The organism is Verrucomicrobium sp. (genome assembly GCA_028283855.1).
Taxonomy (GTDB): domain Bacteria; phylum Verrucomicrobiota; class Verrucomicrobiia; order Methylacidiphilales; family GAS474; genus GAS474.
Genome location: JAPWJX010000003.1, coordinates 1398017 through 1420499 on the forward strand (window position 1 = coordinate 1398017; position 22483 = coordinate 1420499).

21 protein-coding genes are annotated in these 22483 nt (G+C 62.5%); 12 read left to right on the plus strand and 9 right to left on the minus strand.

Annotated elements, in window-relative coordinates:
• Window positions 1–8: 8 nt before the first annotated feature.
• Genes PW734_08200 through PW734_08215 form a run of 4 tightly spaced genes read left to right on the plus strand, consistent with a single transcriptional unit; the run spans window position 9 to window position 4100 of the window.
• Window positions 9–959 (plus strand): hypothetical protein, encoded by a 951-nt coding sequence (locus PW734_08200; GenBank protein MDE1171171.1) that lies wholly within the window; start codon window positions 9–11, stop codon window positions 957–959.
• Window positions 947–2086 carry a glycosyltransferase gene (locus PW734_08205; protein ID MDE1171172.1) on the plus strand — a complete coding sequence of 380 codons (1140 nt, stop codon included), beginning with the start codon at window positions 947–949 and terminating at the stop codon, window positions 2084–2086. The genes PW734_08200 and PW734_08205 overlap by 13 nt, the downstream gene beginning before the upstream one ends.
• Window positions 2083–2871 (plus strand): hypothetical protein, encoded by a 789-nt coding sequence (locus PW734_08210; protein ID MDE1171173.1) that lies wholly within the window; start codon window positions 2083–2085, stop codon window positions 2869–2871. Before PW734_08205 ends, PW734_08210 begins: the two co-directional genes overlap by 4 nt.
• Window positions 2868–4100: an aminotransferase class III-fold pyridoxal phosphate-dependent enzyme gene (locus tag PW734_08215; GenBank protein MDE1171174.1), complete on the plus strand. Its 1233-nt coding sequence runs from the start codon at window positions 2868–2870 to the stop codon at window positions 4098–4100. The genes PW734_08210 and PW734_08215 overlap by 4 nt, the downstream gene beginning before the upstream one ends.
• Here the strand turns inward: PW734_08215 and PW734_08220 are convergent.
• Genes PW734_08220 through PW734_08230 form a run of 3 tightly spaced genes read right to left on the minus strand, consistent with a single transcriptional unit; the run spans window position 4097 to window position 7002 of the window.
• On the minus strand, window positions 4097–4918 hold the full coding sequence (locus PW734_08220; GenBank protein ID MDE1171175.1) for an SDR family NAD(P)-dependent oxidoreductase: 822 nt from the start codon (window positions 4916–4918) through the stop codon (window positions 4097–4099). The genes PW734_08215 and PW734_08220 overlap by 4 nt on opposite strands.
• Entirely contained in the window at window positions 4915–6177 is a 1263-nt protein-coding gene (locus PW734_08225; protein ID MDE1171176.1) for a beta-ketoacyl-[acyl-carrier-protein] synthase family protein, read from the minus strand. Before PW734_08225 ends, PW734_08220 begins: the two co-directional genes overlap by 4 nt.
• A 51-nt stretch (window positions 6178–6228) precedes the next feature.
• Window positions 6229–7002, minus strand: a complete 774-nt coding sequence (locus PW734_08230) for a phosphopantetheine-binding protein (protein ID MDE1171177.1) — start codon at window positions 7000–7002, stop codon at window positions 6229–6231.
• Window positions 7003–7240: 238 nt separating this feature from the next.
• On the opposite strand from PW734_08230, the gene PW734_08235 reads away from it, so the two are divergent.
• Window positions 7241–8350, plus strand: coding sequence for a glycosyltransferase family 4 protein (locus tag PW734_08235; protein ID MDE1171178.1), 1110 nt, complete (start codon window positions 7241–7243; stop codon window positions 8348–8350).
• On the opposite strand, the gene PW734_08240 is transcribed toward PW734_08235, so the two are convergent.
• Window positions 8334–9482 carry a hypothetical protein gene (locus PW734_08240; protein ID MDE1171179.1) on the minus strand — a complete coding sequence of 383 codons (1149 nt, stop codon included), beginning with the start codon at window positions 9480–9482 and terminating at the stop codon, window positions 8334–8336. The two genes, PW734_08235 and PW734_08240, sit on opposite strands and share 17 nt — an antisense overlap.
• A gap of 49 nt (window positions 9483–9531) precedes the next feature.
• Complete coding sequence (locus PW734_08245) at window positions 9532–10380, minus strand: DUF1957 domain-containing protein (GenBank protein MDE1171180.1); 849 nt, start codon at window positions 10378–10380, stop codon at window positions 9532–9534.
• 241 nt (window positions 10381–10621) lie between these two features.
• On the opposite strand from PW734_08245, the gene PW734_08250 reads away from it, so the two are divergent.
• The 5 genes from PW734_08250 (at window position 10622) to PW734_08270 (ending at window position 17042) form a co-directional block, all read left to right on the plus strand.
• Window positions 10622–11029: a hypothetical protein gene (locus tag PW734_08250; GenBank protein MDE1171181.1), complete on the plus strand. Its 408-nt coding sequence runs from the start codon at window positions 10622–10624 to the stop codon at window positions 11027–11029.
• A 49-nt stretch (window positions 11030–11078) separates the two neighbouring features.
• Complete coding sequence (locus PW734_08255) at window positions 11079–11447, plus strand: hypothetical protein (protein MDE1171182.1); 369 nt, start codon at window positions 11079–11081, stop codon at window positions 11445–11447.
• A 1579-nt stretch (window positions 11448–13026) separates the two neighbouring features.
• On the plus strand, window positions 13027–14517 hold the full coding sequence (locus PW734_08260) for a replication initiation protein (protein ID MDE1171183.1): 1491 nt from the start codon (window positions 13027–13029) through the stop codon (window positions 14515–14517).
• A gap of 894 nt (window positions 14518–15411) precedes the next feature.
• A complete protein-coding gene (locus PW734_08265; protein MDE1171184.1) occupies window positions 15412–16917 on the plus strand; it encodes a hypothetical protein in 1506 nt (501 codons plus the stop codon).
• Window positions 16896–17042, plus strand: coding sequence for a hypothetical protein (locus PW734_08270; GenBank protein ID MDE1171185.1), 147 nt, complete (start codon window positions 16896–16898; stop codon window positions 17040–17042). The genes PW734_08265 and PW734_08270 overlap by 22 nt, the downstream gene beginning before the upstream one ends.
• Window positions 17043–18123: 1081 nt before the next feature.
• Here PW734_08270 and PW734_08275 read toward each other — a convergent pair.
• Both PW734_08275 and PW734_08280 read right to left on the minus strand, forming a co-directional pair.
• Window positions 18124–18813, minus strand: coding sequence for an FAD-dependent oxidoreductase (locus PW734_08275; protein ID MDE1171186.1), 690 nt, complete (start codon window positions 18811–18813; stop codon window positions 18124–18126).
• A gap of 589 nt (window positions 18814–19402) precedes the next feature.
• Window positions 19403–20281, minus strand: a complete 879-nt coding sequence (locus tag PW734_08280) for an aspartate/glutamate racemase family protein (GenBank protein ID MDE1171187.1) — start codon at window positions 20279–20281, stop codon at window positions 19403–19405.
• Between PW734_08280 and PW734_08285 the strand changes: the two genes are divergently transcribed.
• Window positions 20273–20485 (plus strand): hypothetical protein, encoded by a 213-nt coding sequence (locus tag PW734_08285; GenBank protein MDE1171188.1) that lies wholly within the window; start codon window positions 20273–20275, stop codon window positions 20483–20485. The genes PW734_08280 and PW734_08285 overlap by 9 nt on opposite strands.
• A 726-nt stretch (window positions 20486–21211) precedes the next feature.
• Here PW734_08285 and PW734_08290 read toward each other — a convergent pair.
• Window positions 21212–21670, minus strand: coding sequence for a hypothetical protein (locus tag PW734_08290; protein MDE1171189.1), 459 nt, complete (start codon window positions 21668–21670; stop codon window positions 21212–21214).
• Between the two features lie 59 nt (window positions 21671–21729).
• Here PW734_08290 and PW734_08295 point away from each other — a divergent pair, with 59 nt between their 5' ends.
• Window positions 21730–21912 carry a hypothetical protein gene (locus tag PW734_08295; GenBank protein MDE1171190.1) on the plus strand — a complete coding sequence of 61 codons (183 nt, stop codon included), beginning with the start codon at window positions 21730–21732 and terminating at the stop codon, window positions 21910–21912.
• A gap of 303 nt (window positions 21913–22215) precedes the next feature.
• On the opposite strand, the gene PW734_08300 is transcribed toward PW734_08295, so the two are convergent.
• Window positions 22216–22483, minus strand: a 268-nt coding sequence (locus tag PW734_08300; protein ID MDE1171191.1) for a hypothetical protein, incomplete at its 5' end; no start/stop codon positions are given.

Here is a 22483-nt window from a genome sequence, read left to right on the forward strand (position 1 = left end):
CGGACCCCATGCTCTTCCTTCGCCGCCTTCGCCGCTGGTTCACCGGATCGGTCCTTGCCGCGCCCGCGGCCTTCCGGCGGCAGACGGTGGCGTGGCGGCAGAGCCGGGTCATCGTCCAGCTCTACTACGCCATCCTTTCCTACATGGCCATCTCCCTGCTCCCTTCGTGGAACGGGCTGATCCATGCGCGGGAGTTCGATCCCCTGTGGCCGGTGGCCTGGCTGCGGCACGTGCCGCAGGAGGCGGGCATCACCTCCATCCTGGCCCTCTACATCGCGGGGGCGGTCGCCGCCGCCTTCATGCCGGGCAGCCGCACCGCGCGGCTGCTGGCCTGGCTGGGGCTCTTCCAATTCGCCGCCTTCAACAACTCCTTCGGCAAGATCGGCCATAGCCTGCACGCCTGGGTGCTGACCGGTCTGGTCCTGGTCTTCCTGCCGGGGCCCCGCTCCACCTCCCGGCGCGCGGCGCGGCAGGGATACCTGCAGGTCTTTTGGCTGGCCCAGGCCGTCTTCATGCTCACCTACTCCATGGCCGGCCTGGGGAAAGTGGCGGGCTGCATCTACCAGTTCTGCGTGGGGGAAATGACCGTCTTCAATCCCCACTCCTTCGCCTACCAGGTGGCGGGCCGCCTCATCCAGACCGGCATGGACAGTCCGGTCGGCGCGTGGCTGATCCATTATTACTGGGCGGGATGGCCGGCCTACCTGGCCATGATCTACATCCAGCTCTTTTCCTTCTGGGTCGTCTTCCGGCCCGCCCTCATGCGGCCCTGGGCGTTGGCACTCATCCTCTTCCACGTCGGCTCCTTCTTCATCTTCACCATCCTTTTCTCCCCCAGCATCCTGCTCATCGGCCTCTTTCTGGTGGCCGCCCCGCAGGCACGGCCCTGGAGGCTGGGCACGGGCTTCCGCCGCAGCCTGCCGCTGGTGGGGCGCTTCCTGGTTAAATGCGCGTCCTGATCCTCACCTCCAGCACCGGCGGCGGGCATAACATGCGCGCCCGCTCCCTTTCCCAGTGGGCGGCCCTGCACCGTCCCCATTGGGAAGTCCACATCCACCCCACGCTGGAAACGACCCACCCGATCTACCGCTTCGGCGTGGAACTGTACAATTTCATCCAGAAGACCTTCCCCCGCCTTCACCACATCTATTTCAACTACCTGGAGGCGGCGGCGATGTTCAAGGACCCTCGCCGCATCCTGGGCCGCCACCGTTTCGTGGAAGTCTTGGAAAAAGTCCGTCCGGACGTGATCGTGAGCGTCCACGGCTCCACCAACCACGGCTTCTTCCAGCTGGCACACGAGGTCCTGGGCCGGGACAAGGTCCGCTGCGTCACCTACTGCGCGGAGATGCACGGCGGCTACGGCATGAGCCGCCACTGGGTCAACCCGGAGACCGACCTCTTCATCGGCTCCCTGCCGGAGACGGCGGAGGCGGCCGTGGCCCTGGGCATGCCCCGGGAGAAGATCCGCGTCGGCGGCTTCATGCTCCACCCCAGCTTTTACGACGAGGAGCTGGACAACGAGGAGCTGCCCAGCCATCTCTGGCCGGAGCTGGACCTCGACGGCGGCGTCTTCACCGTCATTCTCAGCACCGGGGCCAACAGCGCCAACAACCACCTCCGCTTCCTGCCGGAGCTGCGGAAGATCGGCCGCCCGCTCCAGGTCATCGCCCTCTGCGGCCATAACGAGGCGACCCGCCGGGAAGTCCTCCGCTTTGCGGAAGAGCAGCCCGCGCCGGGCCTGACCATCCGCGCGCTGCCTTCCACCGACCGCATGGCCCTCCTCATGCGGAAGGCAGGCGCGATCGTCGCCCGGCCCGGCTCCGGCACGACGAACGAGGCGATCCAGAGCGGCTGCCCCCTCATTTTCAACCGCCTGGGCGGTCTCATGCCGCAGGAGATCATCACCCAGAAATTCTGCGAGAAACACGGCCTCTCCGCCGGCATCAACGACGCGGCCTCCCTGGCGCGGCTCCTGCGCGAGTGGATCGACAACCCCGAGCTGCCGCGCGGCATGGCCGACCGAATGCGCGCCGCCCGCCCGCGCCAGCACCCCACCGGCATTCTGGCCCTCCTGGAATCGTGACGCCGTCCCCCGCCGATCCGGCCGTCCGCAGCCGTCTCTACCTCCACGCCGTCCTGCCCTGCCTGGCCGACCTGGCCGCGCACGACCTGGCGGCACGGGAAATTCTGGAAGGGGCCCGCGGCGCGCTCGCCTTCCGCGTGCTGGGCGGTCCGGCGGCCACCGTCCGTTTCGACGGGCCCGCCGTCTGCCACCAGCCGTGCCGCGTCGCCCCGGACGCCGAGCTGCTCTTCCTCTCCTCCGCCCACCTCAACGCCTTCTTTTCGGGCAAGAAGTGGGCCCTGCCGCTCCCGCTTTGGGGCTTCTGGCGCGTCGGGCTCCTGGCCCGCTTCTCCCGGCTGGCGAAGCGCCTGGAGGCGGTCCTGGACGGGGCTCCCGCCATCCTGGCCATCGCGGAAGGGCGGCGCCTCCACGCCCGGCTTTCCCTCATCGCGGCGGGCCTGGGCCTTGGCCCTTTGGCGGAAGGGGATGCCGAGGCCCAAGGCATGCTCCGCGCCCTCCCGCGCGGCCTGGCTTCCTTTTCCATCGACGGCGAGGCCGACACCACCGTCTGGTTTGACAACGCCGCGCCGCCCGCCGCCGGATGGGGCGAGCCTCCGAGCCGTCCGGCGGCCCGCGTCACCTTCGGCGACGTCGAGACCGCCTACGGCGCGTTGCGGGACGAGATCGACACCCTGGCCGCCGTCGGGTCGTGCAAGATCCGGGTCGACGGCCTGGTCCCCCTGGCCGACGGCCTCAACTTCGTCATGGAGCGCCTCCGCGTCTACCTGCAGCCCGCCAAGCCATGAGCGACCGCTACCGCCAATCCCGCGCCCTCTTCGACCGGGCCGCCCGCGTCATCCCGTGCGGCATCTACGGCCACCACACTCCGGCCGCGATGGTGCCGGGGGAGTTCCCCTACTACGGCGCGCGCGCTCAGGGGAGCCGCTACTGGGACGTCGACGGGAACGAATACATCGACTACATGTGCGGCTACGGGCCGATGGTCCTGGGCCACCAGCATCCGGAGGTGGAGGAGGCCGCCCTGCGCCAGCAAAAGGACGCCCTGTGCCTGAATCACCCCGGCGAGGTCATGGTCGATCTGGCCGAATACTTCGTCGACCTCGTCGACTTTTCCGACTGGGCCGTCTTCGGCAAGAACGGCTCCGACGTGACCACCTGGGCCGTCCAGGTCGCCCGGGAGCACACGAAGCGGAAGAAGATCCTCAAAGTCGCCGGGGCCTACCACGGCATCGATCCCTGGTGCACGCCGGGCCACGCCGGACTGATCGACGAGGACCGCGCCCACATCCACGACTTCGCGTGGAACGACCTGGAATCGTTCGAGGCGCGTCTGGCCGAGTTCCGCGGGCAATTCGCCGCCGTGGTGATGACCCCGTTCCACCACCCCACCTTCCAGCCTTCCGTCATGCCCGCGCCCGGCTTCTGGCGGCATATCCGGGACGCCTGCTGGCGGGAAGGGATCGTCCTCATCCTGGACGACATCCGCGCGGGTTTCCGCCTGGACCTGCGCGGCTCGCACAAGCTCTTCGACTTCGAGCCCGACATCGCCTGCTACTGCAAGGCGATCGCCAACGGCCACGCCCTCTCCGCCGCCGCGGGCATCGAAAAGCTCCGCCTGGCCGCCAGCAAGGTCTTCCTGACCGGCAGCTATTGGAACAGCCCGCCGGCCATGGCCGCCGCGCTCAAGACGTTGCAAATCCTGGAGCGTGACGGCGCGGTCGGAAAAATGGCGGCGAACGGAAAGCGCCTCATGGACGGCCTCGTCGCCGCCGGGAAGCGGCACGGCTACGGGATGGTCGCCAGCGGCCCGACGGCCGTGCCGTTCCTCACCTTCGCCGACGACCCGAGCCTGCGTCGCCAGCAGCGCTTCTGCGTGGAGGTGACGAAGCGGGGGGCCTTTTTCCACCCCCACCACAATTGGTTCCTCTCCGCCGCCCATACGGAGGCCGACATCGACGCCACCCTCCGCATGGCGGGGGAGGCCTTCATGGTCCTGCGGGACGAGCGGCTTTAGCGCCGCCGCTTCACCAGGCCGTAATAGACCCGCAGGCCCCACTGGACCCAGCGCCGGGGCGCCAGGCGCGCCAGGAGAGGAGCGATGCGGGCCTGGAACACGTCTCCCACCGCCACGACGGGCCGGGTGATCTCCCCTTCGACGATGCGGACGACCGTGTCGGCGACTTTCTGCGGATCGGGCGCGCGGTTCATGTTCCGGTCGATCGCCTGCCAGGCGCGGTCCAGGTTGGGCGCGTAGGCTTCGTTCAGCGGACCATCGATCCGGCGCGTGGAGAGGTGGAACTGGGTGGCGAAGTCGCCCGGGCGCAGGTCGCAAAGGCGGATGCCTGTATGGGCCAGTTCCAGCCGGAGCCCCTCCGTCATGGAGCTGAGGGCCGCCTTGCTCAGGCTGTAGGGATTGAGAAAGGGCAGGGGAAACTCGGCCGCCAGGGAGGAGATGTTGAGAATGAGCCCGTCTTGCCGCTGGCGGAAGCCGGGCAGCGCCAGCCGGATGAGCTGGAGAGGGCCCAGGAGGAGCGTCTCCAGCTGGGCGCGGAACTCGGCCTCGGAGAAAGCCTCCAGCGGGCCGAAGACGCCCGCGCCCGCATTGTTGATAAGGACGTCGAAGTGGCCGGCCTCCTCTTCCGCCTTTTTGAAGGCGGCCTCGATGGAGGCGGGGTCGTTCAGATTGAGGACGACGGGGTGGAAGCGGGCCATGAGCGGCAGGTTCTCCGCCTTCCGGCCGGTGCCCCAGACGTGGTAGCCCCGGTCGCACAGGGCGCGCGCGGCCAGGAGGCCGATGCCCGCGCTGGCGCCGGTGAGGAAGATCTTCTTCATCCCTGGAATTCCTTGAATACCAGGCTCACGTTGGCCCCGCCGAAGCCGCTGGAATTGCTCATGGCGATCCGGGGGGCGGCGTCGACCGGCCGGGTGACGACGGGAATCCCCTCGCACATCGGATCCAGCTCCGTGATGTGGGCGGAGACGGGAGTGAACTTTTCCGCGATGGCCAGGGTGGTGAAGCCCGCCTCCATCGCGCCCGCCAGGCAGAGGCCGTGGCCGGTCAGGCTCTTGGTGCTGCTGATGTAGGGGATTTTTCCGCCGTCAAAAACGGCGCGGACGGCCTCGATCTCCGCCTTGTCTCCCGGCGGGGTGGAGGTGGCGTGGGCGTTGATGTAGTCGACGTCGCCGGGGGAAATCCGCGCGTCGGCCAGCGCGTTGCGCATGGCGCGGGTCAGGCCGTCGCCGGTCGGGTCCGGGGCCATGATGTTGTAGCCGTCGCTGGCCTCGCCCCAGCCGATGACCTCCGCGTAGATCGTCGCGCCGCGCTTTTGCGCGTGGTCCAGTTCCTCCAGCACCAGGGTGGTGGCGCCGCCGGTGAAGACGAAGCCGTCCCGCTTCTTGTCGAATGCGCAGGGGGTCTTCTCCGGGTCGGTGCCGGTGCTCAGCGCGCGGATGCCGGCGAAGGGGAGGCCGGTGTACTTGTTGTGGTCCTCCGCGCCGACGACGAACATGACGTCCTGCCGCCCCAGGCGGATGAGGTCCAGGGCGCTGCCCAGCCCGTGGGCGGAGGAGGAGCAGGCGCTGATGATGCCCCAGCAGGAGCCCTTGATCTTGAAGAGAGCGCCCAGATTGATGTTCAGCGTGCCGGAGATGGAGGCGACGAGGCCGAGAGGCTGCGTTTTCTGCACGCCCCGGGTGACCATGGTGTGCAGGTGCTCGTAGGACATCCACATCGACCCGGCGGAGGAGCAGAGCGCGCCGGTGCGGGGGTGGGAGACGATCTCCGGGGGGAGCTTGGCGTCGTCGATGGCCTGCTGCATTGCGCAGTAGCCGAAGACGGCGTTAGGCCCCATGGAGCGCAGGGCGCTGCGGCCCAGCTGGTAGGGCTCGGGAATGGTCCAGTCCTCGCAGTCCGGGGTGGGGAAATCGAAGCCTTTGACGGTGCCGGCCAGCTTCACGGGGGACTCCGGCCCGGCAAACTCGGAAAAGGGCTCGATGCCCGTCTTCAGCTCGCGGAGGCTGTGGAGAACTTCCGCCTTGGAATTGCCGATGCTGGTGATGAATCCCAACCCGGTGACGACGACCCGACGCATAAGCCGGTCAAGGTAGCACAGAGGCCGCCCCCGGCAATGCTTAGGTAAGGCTTAGGCCGCGGCGGGAGCCGGATCGGCGTGGGCGGCGATCTGGTTCCGCTCCAGGTTCTCGATGTCGCCGAAGGCCAGGACCAGCTTCTCGATATGGGCGATGCGGACGCCGCCGACCTTGACCGTCCCCTCGAAGAGGGCCAGCGGGGAGCGGAGGCGGAGCAGCTTGGCCTCGAACTCGAGGCGCTCGCCCGGCTTGGCCCGCTTGTAGAAGTGGGCGCCGTCCAGGGAGGCGAAGACGACCTGATTGCTCGGGATCTCGATCTGCGCCTGCGCGGCGCCCTGCTCCAGAACCCAGAGGCAGCAGGCCTGGCCCAGGGCCTCGAAGACAATGGCGGCGGGGACGACCGGATCGTCCTTGAAGTGGCCATCGAAGAACTGCTCGTCGCCCTTTAGGAAGTAGCTGGCGGTGATCGCCTCCGTGGTGAGGGAGGCCTCGTCGACGAAGAGAAAGGGAGGCTGCTGGGGAATGATGGAGGCGATCTCGTCGCGCAGGTATTTGCGGGCGGCGGGGGCGGCGGCGGGGCCGTCTTCGGGCGCGCCGGAAAGCTTGGTGTCCAGGAATTGATGGACGTCACCCATGGTGCGGATGTTCCGCAGCTCGCTGTCCTCAATGCGGAAGCCGAGGGCCTCCTCGATGGAGAGGACGATTTCCAGCATCGTCAGGGAGTCGATGCCCAAGTCTTCGGCAAGGCGGGTGTCGTTGGTCGTTTCCGCCATGGAGACTTTCGATTCGGCGGGCAGGTATCGCTCGATGATGCCGGAAATGATCACGGGGACCGCGCTGGCGTCACCCTCATTCCGGAAGCGGAGAACCGCGTCGAAAACTTCAGGGCGGCAGCGTCTTAATGCTTGCTTCAAATCCGCCACTTGTTTCTCATCGAGCGCCATATAAAATTCCTTAAACCAAGTGAATCAATCTAAGGCGGGATCTCCCCGGGTAAAGGTTAAAAAGCCGCTTTCTTCCAAAAAAATCCTTATTACCCATGAATTCGCCCCCTTCCGGGGTGGGGTGGCCACGTACTGCGCCGAAATCGCCCGAGCGGCGGCCGCACAGGGGCATGAGGTGGAGGTCTGGACCCCCGGCGCGCCGCAAAAGGAGGACGTCGCCTTGGCCCCGGTGCGGGTGATTCGTTTCGGCGGGAAATCGAGCCTGCGGCTGGGCAGCCTCCTGGCCTTTGGCCTGCGCGTCTGGCGTTGCCGCCGGATGCTGCGGGGCGTGCAGGTTGTCCTGGGCAGCTATGGCGCGCAGCGCATCTTCCTGGAGCTGGAGCGGTGGGGCCTCCTGGGCCGGATCGCGGCGGAGGCCGAGCTGACGTTCCTTTTCCACGGTTCCGAGGTGCCCCGTTACCGCGACCGTTTCTTTTTGCGCGGCCCGGCCCGGCGCGTTTTTTCCCGCGCGCCGAAGGTCTGCGCCACCTCCCGCTATTCCGCGCGGCTTTTGGAGGAGAGCGGGCTGCTCCCTTCCGGACTCCGCGTGGGCGTGGCCCTCTGCGCCATCCGGCATGACCTGCTCCACGCCGCCCGCCGCCTGCGGGAGCACCGGGGCAGGCCGAAGCCGCGCGACCCGCAGGAGCCGGTCCGCGTCCTGACGCTGGCGCGCCTTCATCCGCGCAAGGGCCAGCTGGAGACGGCCCGTGCCCTGGCCGCCCTGCCGGAGGCGGTCCGGCGGAAGGTTCTTTACCAAGTCGGCGGCACGGGGGCTGCCGCTTACCTGTATCAGGTGGAGGCGGCCTGCCGGGAGGGAGGCGTCCGCTTCGCGCACCTCGGCGCGGTGCCGGAGGAGCGCCTGGCCGCGACGTACGATCAGTGCGACTTCCATGTGATGACCAGCCGCGCCCTGCCAAAGAGCGTGGAAGGCTTCGGCCTTTCCTATTTGGAGGCGGGCGTCTTTGGGAAGCCCTCCATCGCCTGCCGGACTGGCGGCGTGGAGGAAGCGGTCCTCGACGGCCTCAGCGGCATCCTGGTGGAGGAAGGAAACCAAAAGGAGCTGGTGGAGGCGCTCCGCCGCCTCATCGAGGACGCGGAGCTGCGGCAGGTTTTGGGCGAGGGGGCGAGGGCCCACGCCCTTTCCCACGATTGGCAGGAGGCGGCGCGCGTCGTCTTTAGCGAGATCGGTTGACTCCGGCCTGGCGGACAGGCTCGGGTGCGACGCGCTGGCCGGCGAATTGGCCGGGCTCCATCTTCGGCCTCCACGCCTGGCGGTGGGCTTCCAGGAGGAGGGGCAGGGCCGTCGGGTTCTTTTCCCGCGTCGCCAGCCAGAGGACGTTCTTAAGCGTGTCCGGCTCCAGCTTGGCGATCATTTGGCTCCACTTTTCGGCGGGCCAGGCTTGATCGGGATGGGCCGTTTCGTAAAGGAGGCGCTTGGCCGCGTTGCGGGCGTAGACTGGGCCGGGTTCCAGCCCCATCTTCGCGCGGCCCTGGGGATCGCCTAAAACTTCCAGCGTGCTGCCGTAAAGCTCCGGCAGGACGTCCCGGTAAAAACGCTCGCGCCGGGCTTCGGGGATTTTGTCCAGGACGCCTTCCCGCAGGTTCCAGGCGGCTTCCCGTGCGGTAAAGGTGTGGCCGGAGCGGGGGCGGGTCGCCTCCTCGTCCCGGATGAGCGCGGCGATCGGTTCCAGCTCCGCTCGAGACGTCGGAATGCGGCCTTCCTTCCCCGCCTGGGAGGCGATCAGCGTGTTCATCCGCGCCAGGAGCTCCGATTCCTGGAGGTAGTAGATATTCTCGTAGTCGCCGTTCGCCCCGCCTTTATGGAGGAGGGCATCCAAATCCTGGTAACGGGCGGCCGTTTTCTGTTCCGTCTCGCCCGCGCGGACCAACGTTTCCAAGGAAGGATGGAATCCGTTGAAAATGTCTTTCCCGCTTTGGGCGGGATACCGTTCCGGGGCGACGAGGGCGTCCAGCAGGCAGGCTTCCTGGTGCAGCGCGTGGAAGGCCTCATGGCTGACATGGCCGATTTGGTAAGGAAGAAGCGATTCGTCCGAGGAAAGGCGGGCTTCGATCCGGTGCGGCTTCAGAACGTCCCAGGGGTTCCACCCCTTGTTGTGGGAGCACTCGATGCCGTCCCCCTCATGGAAGGAGGCGTGAAAATGGAGCGGCGTGGGGACGTCGAAGAGGGGGTCGACATGGAGTCCCGGGACGGGCGCGTCCCCGTATTCCAGAGCCAGGACTTCCCGCGCCGTGGCGTGGCCGCGGCTGAGCAGGGCATGGAGCCGCCCGGTTGCTTCGTCGGGGGAAAGGGGGCGGGAGCTCATAGCCGGGTACTTATAATTCGGCTATTTCCCGCCCGTTAATTAACGGACGCTAAATATAGTAGCGCCAGTTGATGTTGGGGAAGATGTTGTCCCGCCACTCGCAGTTGCCCAGGAAGTCGTTGTCGATCCGGTTCTGTTCGATCTGCTCGGCCAGGCGGTTGAAGCGCAGGAGGTGGTCCTTCGTCCGCTTCACGGCGTAGGGGACCATGGTGCCGGTCTTCATGATGAAGGCCCAGTCGCTCGACTGCGCCAGGAGCAGCTCCCGGGCGGCTTGCTTCATGGCCCGGTCGGTCTGGCCGTAGCAGTCGCGGAAGCGGCGGGCCAGGGCGGTCATCCGCGCGGCGGCCTGGTGCAGGTGGGGATAGATCCAGGCGTTGGAGCCCTCCAGCCAGACTTCCCAATACCCCTTGGCGCCCCAGGAGGAGGCGGACGGGGTGGAGACCTGCTGCGTGGGGTAGCGGGTCAGGTACTCGCTGGGGGTGATCGTCTTGAAGGTGTTTTGGTCGTAGGCGGTCTTCCGCAGGAAGTAGTTGAGGAACTGCGGCCCCTCAAACCACCAGTGGCCGTAGAGTTCCGCGTCGTAGGGGGAGACGATGATCGGCGGGCGGTCCATCACGCCGCGGAGGTGCTCCACCTGCTTCTGCCGGTTGAAGAGGAAGTTGCCCGCGTGCTCCGCCGCCTTCGCCGTGGCGGCCTGGGGACGGTAGGGCTCCTTCTCCACGTTGCGGCCGGTGATGCGGTGGTATTTGAGGCCGGTGAATTTCCGCTGGCCGGTGGAGAGGATGTAGGGGCGGATGTAGTCGTATTCCAGGTCGAAGCCGATGTCCCGGTAGAATTCCCGGTAGGCGCCGTCGCCGGGGTAGCCCTCGTCCGCGCTCCAGCTGTCGTTCGAGTCCATTCTGCATTTCCTGTTTGATTGTCCTTCGCGGTGTAGGTATCGGCGCCTGCTCACAAATTTGCGCTTGGCCGCCGTGTTTGCGCGTCTCAGGCATGCGGTGGCCTCTCGACTAAACCCCGCGCGCTAGAACAAATATGTGGCCGCAGCTCCTTGCCTGGCTGCACAACGTCATCTCATCGGAGTCCATCCGTGCCCGCCATCATTCAACAACTTTTGAATCAAAGAGCCCGCCGACCTTTGGTTGCTCGTCGGCTTCGCCATACTCGTGCTCGCCTGTCTCTCCCGCTACTTTGAGGGCCGGCTCCCCTTCGTCCACCGCATTGCGTATGCTATCGGCCACGTATGCTCTGCTATCGCCTTCTGGAAAGCTTTTGAGCTGCTGGCTACCGCGTTCATCGTGACGTCCGCGCAACATTTCGACATGAACCTGTTGGGAGCATTGCCACCGGGCAAGCTCTTCCTGCTCCTGATGACAGAGGTAGGACTGTTTACGTTCGCCGTGCTTTTCTCGCGGCCCGCGTGGGCTTGGGCTGCCACGCCATTCATGGGCGGCATCCACATCGATTCAGGCCTGTTGTGCTCGGTTGGGCCGATGACGACACGCAGCTCGAACGCCTCGAACGATACAACCAATTTGCCGCCAGCCTGAGCAATGTGCGCTATACCGGCCAAGTACCGTTAGATACACTCAAGGACACATGACCGACTATTTACTTTTCGCCGGCGACAGCCACTACGCAGCCGGCGGCGCGAGCGATTTTGTCACGACGCTATCAAACGACGAACTTGTGCGAAACGGCGACGCGGGAATAGCTCGGGCTCTCACGGACTGGATTCCGTCGCGCGAAGAAGAACGCGGCATCGCTCGCCACCCTGACTGGGCCCATCTCGCGACTCTGACGGATGAAGGGTTGGAGATTGTCCGCCGCTGGAGGGTCGAGTCAGAAACAGAATGGTCAGGGCCTCATCCCTTCGCAGGCGAACCGGGTGCCGTTCGATACCAGTCGGACGAGTTCTTCAAAGAGTTCTCCTGGCTTCGAGTCGTCGAGTTGCCCCGAAAATCGTAATTCACAGCGGAGACCACGAGTCTCCGCTTTTTACTTCTCCTGTGCCTGCTCTGGACGCACTCGAGGAATGGCCTACAAATCTGCAGGGCGCGTACCGAGGTTCCGGCCAGCAACTTTCCAGGTTATCCACAAATGGACCACAGCCATGTTTGTGGGCCTTTCCCAGATTTGTAGACCGTGCAGCCCAAGGTTGTAGTCCATCCGGCAGCGAGGTCTGTAGGCTTTGAGGGGTATGGCCTACGTTCATGGAAGCGCCGCGACGCAGGTTTTAGCCGGTATCAGCTTGAATTTCCCCCGCGAATCAGCAAGTTGCGGAGCGTTAACGATTTGATTGGATTTTGTTAACTTAGGATTCGAATCAGCACACGAATCCACAGAAACGGACGCGCGACTTGTCCACAGGGCCGCCGGTGGATTTAGCCAGACTCGCCTAGCAGTTCGCAGCACCCATATCTGTAGTCCATTGCCCCAATTTGACTCTCCGGAAGACGGGTTCGTATGGGCAGCAGTTCCAGAATGCCTGCAATGCCCGATAAACCTCCCCATAACCGTAGTCCATACGCTGTAACGCCCGCCACACGCGGGGTTGCGCGTCACGAAGTCCCGAGGTTGTGGCCTTAATTGGCTTAGAAAATACGTCAATGGACTACGGTTGTGGGCCGCTTTTGCCGATATCGGTCCGTGTACGGCAATCTTGAGGGTCCACAAATTTGCGCCATTTCAGCCGTCTCGTTCAGGGGTTGACGGCCTGCAATTTCCCTGTCTTGGCCCGCACACAACCGCTGCAAGCTCTTTTTACCGTGCCAATGGCCTACAAATCTGCTGATTCCGGCTGAACCACCGGTCAAACTGTCTCAGAATGGACTACAAACGTGAGCGCCCCGGGATTGCCTCATGTTTGCAGTCCATTTTCCCCCCAGCGAACTCGCATGAAATCTCAAGTTGAACCGTAGCTCCCGTATTTGTAGTCCATAGACCCGAAAGGCAGGCCGGATGGGCTCTTCGCGGGTCTCTCTACCGAGCATCTGGCTCGCCCCGCTCGGCACTTAGCGGTACTCGCCTTGGGCCTATGGACTACAAACATGGTTATCCCTTTGCGGCGGCCGCGCTGGCTCAGAAAAACCGCTTTTTAACCCGCCCGTCGCCGCCCTATGGACTACAAATACGCGGGCAACGCAAGCCGCCGGTAAGAATCAGGGCCAAAAGAGGACAGGGAAAGCCGGTTTTCGGGCCGGCGCGCCCACGACCAGACGCGGAATAGCCGTTTCGCGCCATATTTGTAGGCCATACCGGGGCTTGGTAACGTGTGCGCGTCGCGTACAAAAAGCAGCAGGGGGAATCCGAGCCATATCTGTAGTCCATTCGAGCGGCGATTCCGACCCGCAAAACGGCTTTAATTGGGTAAACCCTGGTATCGCACCTAAAATTACGTGAAACGCCCGTCCCATGGGCGATTGCTGGAAACAAATCGCGAAGACAGGCGGCTATTTTTTCAGAATCGTGGTATGGCCTACAAACGTGGGTTGACCGGTGAGGCCATAGCCCGCATATTCCGGCGGAGTTAAGGGAATGACCACTTATGGACAGAGATATCTCCGGAAATACCGCCAGTACCGACTTCGATAGCGCGCCGGTGTCGCGCGCAGATACGACACCTCGCCGCGCTGGTCGTCGCGTCTCGAAGGTACGGCCGCCGGCGCCGACTGTCACGACGTCGACGGAATTGACCGCTGTCGAAGTGGTCGGTAGCGATGTCCAGGTTCCGAAGGAGTTGGCTCAGTTCCTTGCGACCAACGAGGCAGAAGGCCTGACGCAGTATCAGCGCAGCCTAGACTTATTCGACGAGGGAACGCAGATAACCGAAGCGCGTAACGACCTGCTCCTGAAAAAGAGCAGCCAGCGCATCCGGTTCGAGACATCCCTGACTCTGCTGCAGAAGAAATTGCTCAACGCGCTACTGTTCGTCGCCCGCCCCACGTTGTCCGGTCGCGAGATGTTCTCGGTGCCAGTGGATTACTTGTCGTGGTGTGTGAGCCATGACAGGTCCGACATGGGCTACCTCAAAGATTCGCTGAAGGCGATGAAACGCACTATTGAGGTAGAGGAAGGCGAGAAATGGTTGTTGACCAGCTTGCTGGCGGACGTACTGTTTGACGGCAAGAACATCATCTACGACATCCCCCCGCTCGTGCGTCGCGCGTTCAGCGCACCCAAACGCTACTACTACATCTCGATGGTGGCCAACGCGAGGTGCCGCAGCAAGTATTCACACTCCCTCTACGAGATGCTCAAGGAGTTTGAGTACCGCGGCGAGACGCCGGTGATGACCATCGAAGAGTTCCGGGAGCGGATGGGCGTTGAAAAACACGAATATCCCGAATTCAAGCGACTCTCGGCCCGAACCATCACAGGGCCTTTGCAGGAATTGGAGGAGATGAGCGACCTCACTGCGACAGTCGACTACGCGACCAAGGGGCGCAAAATCGTCGGCATCATGTTTTACATCAAGCCGAACCCCAAAAACCAGTTCCCGACGGACAGCAATGAGCGCATCAGACCTGAATACTGGACGATGCTTAAGGACGAATTTGGGCTCAACCGTAGCCAGCTCGATGAAGTCACGCGTGTCCACTCCGCCAAGCGCGTTGAGGAAGTCTGCGACGTTCTCTTCTACCGCTATATCACGAAAAAGAAAGAAATCAAGAATGGGTTCAAGCTGGTCAGCTCCGGTCTGAACGATACTGAAGGCAAGTACCACCTGACCAATCGGGAAAAGGATGAGCTTGCCGTGCTGAGAGAGCGCGAGCAGACAATGAGCGTCGAGCAGAAGATGCGCGATGCACAGGTCCGCGCGCACGAAGCGCGAGTTGCGGAATTCAATCATCGATGGGCTACGTGGAGCGACCAGGAGCAGCAGTTCCACTGGAGCGTTTTCGTGAAAGAGCCCGAATTTATGACGTTGCAAAAAGCCAAGCTGGTCTCGGCCAGCGACACTCCGAATCTGAATGCTCCGATGGTTCACTCTGCTTTCATGAACTACCTGCTGCGCACGGGCCGCCTCGGCGATTGACGCACAAGGCCGGCCATCGGCTCGGACGACTCAACGAAGTCGAAGGTGCTTCAGCACAGCTGCCGCGCCAATCGCTGGGCCAATACACTGCTGAGAGCAGTCACTCAATTCCGTGAGCGGACTACTTGCCGGCGTCCGCAGTGCGCGCACAAAAGCGTCATAAGCTCCTGAGGTCAGTGTCGAAACCTCGGCCTCCGGTCCAGCAAAACCGACGAAACCCTGAGCAGCCCCTTGAGCCGAGAAGCGCGCCGGGCGCCGCGCGCACCGTACCGACCGCCGGCGCCGCCTGTGACCACGCCTGAGACTGCACATTAACCGCGCCCGATGTCGTCGCGACCTGCTCCCGAATAAGCTCACCTTGAGGTGCCGCAGCTGTCCACATTTGGAAGCATAGGCAGCACGCCAGCGTCATCCGGACGGCATTGGCCAATCTGAAATCGCGCTTCCGTCGTTGCGGTCCCGACGGCGCCTCACTTTCGGTCGCGTGGATTGCGCAGGGCAAGGTTGTGGCGCTTAGCGCAATTGGTTTCGACGCAAAGCCTCTCCCCGTGGTCTCACTGCTCATTGACGTCCTAGGGCGACACCGAGCACATCCGCGACGAGCAGTCGTTCGCAGTGCGAGAGTTCTTCTGCAATCCCGCCCTTCTGGCCACCGACAGCGTCCAGTGCCCGGCAAATGACTTCGTCGTCCTCTCCTTGGGGAGCATTTCCAGCCGAGTCAGTGCGCTGGCGAGCTTGGAGCAGATTGTGACCAGTCCCAGGCAGCGTTCGATTCCCATGATTTTCCTCAAAAGTTGACCTTTTGCATAGTGCAGCTCCGTCTGATTTGCCTAAAACAACGCGGCTACGACGTTCGCTATAGGTGAAAGGCCACTTAACAAAGGAACTTCGAGTATGAAACCTGTTGCCGCCGCATTCAGCGCTGTCATCACCCTCGTGCTCGCATGGGGTCTCTGGTATATGACCACCCCGGTCTTTAACTTTTCGTTCGTCGAAAGCTACATCTTCGTCGCGTTCGTCATCGCGATATTCGGGGCGTTCCTCGGACTGTTCGGTAACAAGAACGCGATGGCGCTGTCGCTGGTCGTGGCATTCCTTCTGTTCGGGGGCAGTATCGCTATTGCATCCCTCAGCAGCTGGTCGCTTTTCCACACTGAAGCTTATCGCGCGCAGCTCGGCGTCGAAGAGAAAGCAACCCTCTCGACATCCCTTCCACCGCTGCAACTCGATAAGGCACCGCTGGTCTCCGAAGACATGGCTGAACGCGCTGCCGAAAAAAGTCTGGCGACCGACGCCAACCTGGGCTCCCAAGTCAACCTGAGCCGGCCGACGCGACAGATTGTCGACAAAAAGCTGGTGTGGGTTTCGTTTTTGCAGCCTCGAGACTTCTTCAAGTGGCTTAAAGACGGTCATACGCCGGGTTACGTGGTAGTCGACGCGAACGATGCATCGAACGTGCAGTTGGTTACCCAGCTTCACGGCAAACCGCTCGCTTTGCGTTACACCCGTGGCGCCTTCTTCGGTGACGACGTTGAGCGCCATCTGTACCAGGCAGGTTTCCGAACAGTGGGCCTGACGGACTTCAGCGAAGAGCTGGACGATGAAGGCAACCCGTATTACGTGGTGACGCTGTACCAGCACACTATCGGCTTTAACGGCGACGAAGCAACTGGTGTTGCAACGGTCGATGCTCAGACGGGCGAAGTGAAGCAGTACGGCATCAATGATGCGCCCGCCTGGATTGACCGCATTCAACCGGCATGGTTTGTGAAAGAGCAGGCTCAAAATCGCGGTTACTATGCCGCTGGCTGGTTCAACCCGTCGGACACGGACCGCACGGAAGTGTCATCGGTCGACCTCGTGTACGCAGCAGATGGCCATGCGGACTACTACGTCGGCATGACCAGCCTGGGCAAAAAGAGCGGATTGATTGGCTTCATGCTTGTCGACAGCCGCACGAAGAAGGTAAAGAGCTACGTGCTCTCAGGTGCATCGGAACAGGCAGCCATCGCGGCCGCAGAAGGTGTGCTGCCGGAAAAGCATTACACGGCAACCGCAGCGCTTCCGTTCATGCTCAACTCGACGCCCACGTACGCCATGACAATGCGTGACGCCACCGGCATTGCGCGCGGTTTCGCGCTGGTCTCGATTCACGACATCAGCAAGGTCGTGGTCGCAGACACATTGCAGGCAGCAAGCCGTCAGTATCAGATGAAGCTCAGCCAGGACCCGACCTCGGTTCAGGGTTCGACCGCCGTAACGAATCAGACGCTGACGGGCACGGTTTCGCTCATCGGCTCCGACATCCGCAATGGCAATACGCTGTACTACTTCACGCTGGATTCGATGCCCGGTCGTATCTTCATGGTTCGACCGACGTGTCCGTCGAAATCGCCCTGACCAAATCAGGTCAGAAGGTATCTATCGAGTATTCGGCTGGCAACACGCAGTTGACCAACCTGCTCAAGTTCGACAACCTGGATATCCCCAACCAGCCGCAGTCGGCGACGGGCACCGCGCAGTAAAAGCAGTTTTTCCGTGCTGCATTCGCCCCTCGAGTCACTTCGAGGGGTTTTTCCTTGTCTCGCGGGTCGATTTCCAAAATCTCAGGTTACGCGTCTCGCTAGAGGCGCTTTGACATGCAACAGGCCATCGAGCTCGATGGGGCGCGCCGAGCGCCGCACGGGCAATTTCCTCCGAATACAGATTCGTCGACCAGGCCGACCAAGGCGCCCACGCAACTGAAATAGCTCAACCCGTCACCGCACCGCCAGTGAGCTGGCTACATCTTGTGACACGGAAGCACCGGTAGCATCTCCGGCCGCACCCATTGATGTCGGCCTGGTCGCCTGCGGGTGCACGCCTAAGCGTGGGCTTCCCGCCGCTTTGCCAGCATAGCCATCGCCGTCCGGGCCGTACCTAGGATGAGGATGACGTAGAGGCAGCTGCCACCAATTGATTTCGCATGAATCGAATACAGCAGCCAGAACACCTGAGCGAACGCAAAGAGTACGCGTAGGTGAATCCCTCTGCACCAGTACATCGCGACGGTGCCAAGAATACACGCCAACGAAGGCAGTGCGTCCACGACCGAGTGGATTGTCTCAAAGCCAAGGATGACGTACAGACACACGAACACCGCGCCTACCCAGGCCTTTCGATAATACGTCGCGCCGGCGGACCGCACGGTCGTCACTCAATTCGTTGGCGGTGCTTCCGCTGTCGCCGATAACAGCATGAAATGGATGGCGAAGACCAGACTGCTGCACGCGACTGTCAGCGTCAACTTTCTGTCGTCCTTAACCGTGGTTCCCCAGACATCGATAGCCATCGCAGCAAGTCCAAGGGCTTGAGCGGCGATAAGGGTTAGCGCAGGTGAATGCATTCCGAGCATGTGTGTTCCCGTGGAAGCGATAGCGAAAGCTCTACCGCAATGTTGGTTGCGAAAGGGAGAGTGGCGGTACAACCGAGCTAAGCGCCCGGCTGCCTGTCGGCGCAGTCACTTCGCGCCGCGCGCTTCAGGCCATACCGTTGACCACCGCGCGCTGCACACCGTCCGGCAACTCCCCCTCGCGTCCCGCCAGGGAGTGAGCCAGAATCTGAGCGCTACCGGCGGCCATCGTCCAACCCAGTGTCCCGTGGCCGAAATTGACCCATCTGCTCACCCGGCAGCCGGCCAATCACCGGCACACCCGTCGGTGTACTGGGTCGAAGCCCAGTCCAGAATCTGGCCGCCTCGAGATTGCCTGCTCCCGGATAGAGTTCGGCTACCGCTGTCGCCAGAGTCTCCCGACGCCCATCCCTCAGGATTCTGTTGAATCCCGAAAGCTCCGCGGTGCCTCCAATGCGAATGCGGTTGCCCAGCCGGGTAATCGCCACCTTGTATTTCTCGTCCATGACGGTTGACACAGGCGCACGCTCTGCAGCATCAATGTCGACGGTGAGCGAATATCCTTTAACCGGATACAGCTTCGACCTGATGTCAATGCCGAGTGGAAGAAGCATGTCGGCCGTGTAAGAGCCGGCGCACACAACGAGGGCGTCATAGCTGTAGACATTCCGGCTGGTTTCGAGGAGCCGGTAGGCGCCGCCGCCCTGCCGCCACCCCGTCACCTCTTCGTCAAAGTGAAACTGCACGCCGGCCCGGCTCGCCCTGTCGGCGAGCTGGCATGTAAAAGCGCTGCAGTCCCCTGTCTCGTCGTCCTGCAAATGAAGACCGCCGAACAGCGGCACGGCAGTATTGATGAGCGCTGGCTCCAGGCTGTAGAGGACATCGAGGTCCGTAATAACCGGCACTGAACGCCCGCGTTTGTCAGCATGACCGCGTCACGTCGGCCGGCATCGAGCTCCGCGCGCGAACGAAAGAGCTGCAAGGTTCCCCGCTGCTGATAGTCAAAGGACAGCCCCGGCTCCGCCTCCAGGAGCCTCGCCATCATCTCCTTGCTGAAGTAAGAAATCGAGAGCATGTCCGCGCTGTTGCGCTCGAAGTCCTTCTGAGTGCACTGCTGGAACATGGCAGCAAGCCATTTCATCTGGCGAAGCGGCTCTTTCCTGTCGAGGCGAAGCTTGAAAGGAGCGTTTTTCTGAAACAGCCAGCCAAGCGCTTTCAGCGGAACACCGGGCACGCCCCATGACACAGCAAATCCATACGATAGCTGCCCTGCGTTGGCATAGCTTGTTCCGTCTGCCGGTCGCTGTCCTCGTTCGATGACGTCGACCGTGTGACCTTCCATGCGTAGAGCCCACGCCGTTGTGACGCCAATAACGCCTGCCCCGATAACAACAATATGCATTCTGTATCCACAAAGATTGAACATCCGTGTTTCGCCGGCGGCGCGCGGACGTTCGTTTGGAAAATCTGGTCGAGTCGCAGACTGGCGTTCCTCTAACCAGCCAGGGCACCCAACGTTGCGTGAGCGAGCGCGGTTGTGCTGTCAAAGACAGGATTCGGCACGCCGCGCGGGCGGATAAGCGACAGCTCGGTGCAGCCCAGGATAACGCTGGTGGTCGGTGCCGCGACCTCCCGGATGAGCTCGCTTAACGCTGCATCCAGGCCCTCACTCGCACCGTGCAGCATGACCCCTGCGATAAGCGCGTTGGTTCTGCTTTGTGTACTTTCATCCGGGGCAAGCCGGGACAGCCCACGCGCGGCCAGCGCGCCGTCGTAGAGCCCTCCCTCGCGAGTGCTTCCCGAGCCAAGAACAAGTACAGGCCTGTCGGGCGCGCTCTTCGCAACATATCCCGCGGTAGCGTCAATCATGTCGAGCACCAGTTCGCCAAACTGCTCCCGCAGTTCTGGAATGAATGCGTGGAGGCTATTGCACGGCACCGCGACGTGCCGACAGCCGGCATTCTTGAGAAATTCAACGCTGTGCGTCACGGTATCCCTCGCGGCAGCCATGTTCACGAGGCCCGCTTCTGTCAGGCCCGGGTAGCCGTGGCTAACGTGGACAACCTCGGGATATTCCGAGTCCTGAAATGCGCCCCACTCTGTTGCAGCGAGTTCGATGAGCCGTTTGTGAAATTCGGCGCTCGCAAGCGGGCCGGCGCCGCCAAGGATGCCTATGCGGTGATTCGAGTACGTCATTTTTGCTTTTAGAAATTTGGGATGACGTGTAGCTACCGCGTAACTGGCGCCTACCGGCGCCTCTGCGTGCCAGCCCCGCTCGTCGACTGCGGCGATTTTTTCACCTGCGCGCAACTTCTCGGCTCGATTGGCTATACGTATCTCCACCTCACGACCAAAGACCTCGCTATGACCCAAACCATCGCCTCTACCGACTTCGCACCCGAAATGGGTCCCCAGGACCCAGCCGAATACGACAAGTGGTTTCGTGCGAAAGTCCAAGCCTCGCTGGACGACCCACGCCCTTCCATTCCTCACGCGCAGGTCATGGCCGAGATGGATGCAATCATCTCGAAAGCGGTTGCACGCAGGACGGACAACGGTGAGGCCGTCCGCATTTAAACCATCGCGCTATATTCCTCGCGACCGACCAATCACAGTTCTGACCACGAGTGGGAACTGGAACGTGAGGGCGCCTTCCCGACAGGGATATTCGAGTCTCTTTCCGCTTCGGCGTCGAATGAGCCAGACGACAGAGACGATGACAAGTCCGTCGACCTGCACTTCAGGGCACCCTTGGTGCCCTTTGTCATTCTTGAGCTTCGGCGGGAAGTGTCGCTGCTTGTCTAATACGCTCAAGGACGCGTGAGCGACGTAAGGGATGGCGTCGAAACCGTCGAGCTGGCCGCGCCGCTGTTGCAGAAGTACGGCTATGGCCCATGTGACGCCTTCGCAGTAATTTACCCGGACACAGTCCGCGGTCCAACCTATCACGACCTGCAGGCTTTGCGGTCCGGCTAGTTCGTGCGACTCGCCGTCGGGGTCGACGCTTTCGGCAAATCTATCGACATCCGTCTCGCGTTGAAGGAGATATCGCTGCAAATTTAGCGCGGGGTTCCAGCGAGCTATACGCTGACCAGGTCGACTGTGCACACAAACGAAACGAGGCCCCAAGGGCCTCGATGCAATCAAGTCGTTCTTCGGCAGCCTATCCGGTCGCCAGTGGCACCGGCTCGAAATACTCCAGTGGGTACGAGTCGAAGGCACCGCTGTCATTACGCACATCAACCCAGGTGGGACCGTCATCGAGCAAGTGCTCAAAATCTTCCCGTCTCCAGTTCGTCATATTCACCCCGTATCAGCGCGCAGCTGTAAAATCTTCTGGTTCGGGACGCGCCCGGTCGAACACCTTGCCTTCGCGCGCCGCGGCAAACGTCTTAGCGTACCAGCTGCCCAGCGCATGCCTGTATCGCATGGATGCGCAGAATGCCTCATCGCTTTGATGCTGCCTGTCGGGAGTGGCACGTCGAAGCGAAGGTCGGATTCGTCAACAGACAGCGATTCAAACATCTCGCCTTCGGTATTGCCGTCCTGAATCTTGCCTTCGATGTACTCGACGTTCGACTCGCTCAGCGATTCGAAGGGCGTCGTGTGCTCGGCGATGATGTTCAGACCCACGCGATGACCGAGCATGTCGCGCACCAGCTCCCAGTTTTCTTCTTCGGCCGCTTGCAACTGCTCGCTGGTCGATTCGATGAATAACGGGGCTGCTTCATTGTTGCTTTGTACCCGGGAATTCCAGCGCACAGCCGGCTCGATAGACGTTGCACGCGGATGGCGACTCGTTGTAATCAAGGTCGACCTCGATGTTCCGCCAGTTCCTTGAAGTGCTCAACCAGCGCAAGCGCCTCGGCAAACAGGAGTGCTTCCTTGCGACTGAAGCTGCTGACTGGCCGGACGATGATGCCTGGCGCCAGAGAGACGAAACGCGCATTCAGCTTGCTCAGACCTGTCAGCAGAGCGACTACCGCACTTCGGTTCCGAGCTGAACGCGTTGCCGATGAATGCAGCAATATAAAGCAACGATTCCATGTGAATACTCCTTGTCCTTGGTTTGGGATTGACCTGCCTCTCCGTATAGCGTGGCCGGCTGCCGCAGGTTCTATGCTTTCGCCCCCACTCAGGTCGCTTAAAGAGAAAGCTGTGAAACAGGTCTTTAGAAAAAAGACGAACCTGCAGGGCCCCGTTAAGGCCGAGGAACCCGCGCAAGACGGACCGCCGTCGAGAGATGACCGGCCTGCAGCGCGCTTAGCGCTGCGGAGCCAGCACTACAGTCTGGGTAAGTTTCGCTACTATGCCTCCGGCGAGGCGGACACCGGCGCAAGATGAGCCGTCGGCTGCGCCACCGGCTCAACATACTCCCAACCCGAGGCGTCCACGTCCCGGCCCGTAGCTACATCACCGCTATGGCACCAACGTTTCGCGCCGGGCTGCCACTGCATGACGACAAGACCGTGAAACCGTCCGTCGAAATCGGTGACCATCAGCCAGTGGTGACCGGCATGTGCGATGTGTATGCCTGGCGGAGCAGGTTCAATATCTCTCTTGTGCATTTGATTT

Bases quoted from the DNA above. Each gene is read 5' to 3' on its own strand.
- PW734_08200 (MDE1171171.1), top strand. From the start codon at position 9: ATGCTCTTCCTTCGCCGCCTTCGCCGCTGGTTCACCGGATCGGTCCTT.
- PW734_08205 (MDE1171172.1), top strand. From the start codon at position 947: ATGCGCGTCCTGATCCTCACCTCCAGCACCGGCGGCGGGCATAACATG.
- PW734_08215 (MDE1171174.1), top strand. From the start codon at position 2,868: ATGAGCGACCGCTACCGCCAATCCCGCGCCCTCTTCGACCGGGCCGCC.
- PW734_08220 (MDE1171175.1), bottom strand. From the start codon at position 4,918: ATGAAGAAGATCTTCCTCACCGGCGCCAGCGCGGGCATCGGCCTCCTG.
- PW734_08225 (MDE1171176.1), bottom strand. From the start codon at position 6,177: ATGCGTCGGGTCGTCGTCACCGGGTTGGGATTCATCACCAGCATCGGC.
- PW734_08240 (MDE1171179.1), bottom strand. From the start codon at position 9,482: ATGAGCTCCCGCCCCCTTTCCCCCGACGAAGCAACCGGGCGGCTCCAT.
- PW734_08245 (MDE1171180.1), bottom strand. From the start codon at position 10,380: ATGGACTCGAACGACAGCTGGAGCGCGGACGAGGGCTACCCCGGCGAC.
- PW734_08255 (MDE1171182.1), top strand. From the start codon at position 11,079: ATGACCGACTATTTACTTTTCGCCGGCGACAGCCACTACGCAGCCGGC.
- PW734_08260 (MDE1171183.1), top strand. From the start codon at position 13,027: ATGGACAGAGATATCTCCGGAAATACCGCCAGTACCGACTTCGATAGC.
- PW734_08265 (MDE1171184.1), top strand. From the start codon at position 15,412: ATGAAACCTGTTGCCGCCGCATTCAGCGCTGTCATCACCCTCGTGCTC.
- PW734_08285 (MDE1171188.1), top strand. From the start codon at position 20,273: ATGACCCAAACCATCGCCTCTACCGACTTCGCACCCGAAATGGGTCCC.
- PW734_08295 (MDE1171190.1), top strand. From the start codon at position 21,730: ATGTTCCGCCAGTTCCTTGAAGTGCTCAACCAGCGCAAGCGCCTCGGC.